Origin of the sequence: Geodermatophilus obscurus (assembly GCF_900115395.1) — a bacterium.
In the GTDB taxonomy this organism is placed as follows: domain Bacteria; phylum Actinomycetota; class Actinomycetes; order Mycobacteriales; family Geodermatophilaceae; genus Geodermatophilus; species Geodermatophilus obscurus_B.
Genome location: NZ_FOWE01000022.1, coordinates 1 through 2,382 on the forward strand (window position 1 = coordinate 1; position 2,382 = coordinate 2,382).

A 2,382-nucleotide genomic window follows, 5' to 3' on the forward strand; every position below is an offset into this window, starting at 1 on the left:
CACTCCCGGCACCGGCAGCCACCCACCGGTCCCAGATCCACCCGTGCATCTCGAAGGCACCCGCCGACGACGCGAACACCCCACCCCGCTGGAAGCGCTGCAGGACCCCGGACGCCGTCCGGGTCTCCCCGCCGACGGGGAACCCGAGCAGGCCGGTCTGCCGGCCCAGGGCCGTCCACTTGTCCAGGACGGCGCCCCAGACGGCGTGGGCCCCCGTCGACGCCGACGAGTAGACGACCCCGCCCTGGAACTGCTGGCGGACACCGCCGGAGGTGCCGACCTCCTCGCCCGTGGGGTGGCCGAGCGGGCTACCCGGTCCGCCGAGGGCCACGTAGCGGTCGAGCACCCAGCCCCGGACGATCTTCGGCCCCGCGGCGGAGGAGTAGACGGTGCCGTACTGGAAGCGCTGCACCGCGCTGCCGGCGGCCGTCTCCTCGTCGGCCAGCGGGTAGCCCAGCGAGCCGGACTCGCGGCCGTCGGCCCGCCAGCGGTCGGAGATCCAGCCGCGGGTCACGAAGGGGCCGGTGCGCGGCGACCAGTGGATCGAGCCGTGCTGGTAGTCCTGGTAGCAGCCGCCGTCGCGCAGGCGGCAGCCGACCGGCGAGACCGCGGCGCCGAGCGGGCCGCCCGCACCGCCGAGTGCGGTCCAGCGGGCCGTGACCTCGCCGCCGCCGGGCGACTGCGTCGTGCCGAACCAGTCGGTGAAGTACAGCCAGAAGTTCCGGTTGCCGTACGCCGAGCAGCTGTCGCCCTCGGCGTAGCCGGCGCGCAGGGCGGCGGCGTTGGGCTGGTAGGGCGTGTAGTTGTAGAGCCCCGCCGTGGCCTGGTTCTGGATGTAGACCTGCGTGCCACCGCACGCGGCGTTGGGGTGGTGGCGGACGAAGTTGGTCGCGCCTGCCCGGTGGTTGAACGAGTTCGGGCGGGCCCGGTAGTCCTGGAACCGGCTCGCGGCGCCGTAGACCTGGTGGAAGAAGCCGCCGTAGGCCGGGTCGCAGGCGCGGGTGTCCGGGCAGGCGTAGCCCATGGCCTTCAGGTAGGCCTTGGCCGTGGGGTTCGTCGTCCGGACCAGGCCCTGCTCCTTCTGCAGGAGCACCAGGATCGCCCGCTGGCTGATGCCGCAGGCCGCGCCCACCTTGGCGATGATGTCGGCCGCGCTCTCCCGCGGGAGCCCGTCGTAGGCGCGGCAGTAGGAGGTGGCCGCCTTGTCGGGGGTGTCCTGGCGGTAGAGACGCAGGCAGGGGCTGCCGTCGCTGCCGACGCGGCAGCCGGCGCCCTTCGCGTCGAGGAAGGTCTGCACCTCGCGGGCGTCCATCGCGTCGCGGTCGAAGAAGACGGCGTCGGAGACGATGTTGCCCGGGTTGAACTGCGTGGCGTCGGCGGCCGGCGCCAGCCGCGGCCGCGACGGGGCGTCGGGCAGCACGAGCAGGCCGCCGAGCACCGCGAGGGCGAGGGCCAGGAGGGTCGCGCGGCGGGCGGCGCGCAGGAGGCGGGTGCGGGTCACGGGACCTCGACCTCGCGCTCGTCGCTGGAGCCGGCCGCGGCGTCGGACCGGTAGCCGAGGACGGCCGTCCAGGTGCCGCTCCCCAGCCCGGCGCCGTCGACGCCGACGGCGCAGACGGTCGTGGAGGCGTCCGGCTCGGCGGGCGCCGTCCCCGTCACGGCCTGTCCGCCGGAGCGGAGGGTCAGCGTGCAGGTGCCCCCGGCCTCGACGACGCCGGTCACGTAGCCGCCCGCCTGGACCTGGCCGGACGCCCCGTCCCAGCCGGACCAGGTGAGCACGACGTCGGCCGCCGCGGGCCCCGGCTCCTCCTCCGGCTCGTCGGTGCCGGCCTCGTCGGTGCCGGGCTCGGCGTCCTTCTCCCCCGGGTCCTCCACCCCGTACCCCGGGTCGGTCACGACGTCGGTGTCGTCGACCGTCGGGACCGGGGAGGTCGGCACGGCGGTCCCGGTGGACGGGCTCGCCGTCGTACCGGTCGCAGGCGCGCCGCCCGCCGTCGAGCCGTCCGCCGTCCCCGGCGCCGCCGTCGCGCCGGCTCCCCCGTCACCGGCGCCCGCACCGTCCTCCGCCGCGGCTCCGCAGGCGGGGAGCAGCAGCAGGGCGGCCAGCAGACCGAGTCGTGCGGCGCCCGGTCGTCCGGCGCGATGTGCTGGCGAGGTGGGCATGGGGGACGTCCTCCGGGGTTCCGCGAGCAGCCGGCCGGGAGGCCGACCGTCCGAGGCTACGGCGGAGGTTCCCGCTGCGTAGGCATCCGGTGACGGTGAGTCGTGACGATTCCCGGAGGGACGTGCTGTCAGCGTGTGGTGACGGTGAGGGCTCCGGTCCGGGAGTTGAAGGTGATGGACCCGTGCTGGAAGTCACTGCGCCGCCCGTCGCGCACGCCG

Annotated in this window: 3 protein-coding genes; all 3 read right to left on the reverse strand. The window is 75.7% G+C overall.

The features are described 5' to 3' along the window. A partial coding sequence (locus tag BM165_RS23675; protein WP_075015995.1) for an LGFP repeat-containing protein occupies nucleotides 1-1,501 on the reverse strand: 1,501 nt, incomplete at its 3' end. Continuing rightward, entirely contained in the window at nucleotides 1,498-1,938 is a 441-nt protein-coding gene (locus BM165_RS23680; protein ID WP_143108322.1) for a hypothetical protein, read from the reverse strand. The genes BM165_RS23675 and BM165_RS23680, both read right to left, overlap by 4 nt. A 353-nt stretch (nucleotides 1,939-2,291) precedes the next feature. Next, complete coding sequence (locus BM165_RS26420; protein ID WP_208976869.1) at nucleotides 2,292-2,378, reverse strand: hypothetical protein; 87 nt, start codon at nucleotides 2,376-2,378, stop codon at nucleotides 2,292-2,294. Nucleotides 2,379-2,382: the final 4 nt, after the last annotated feature.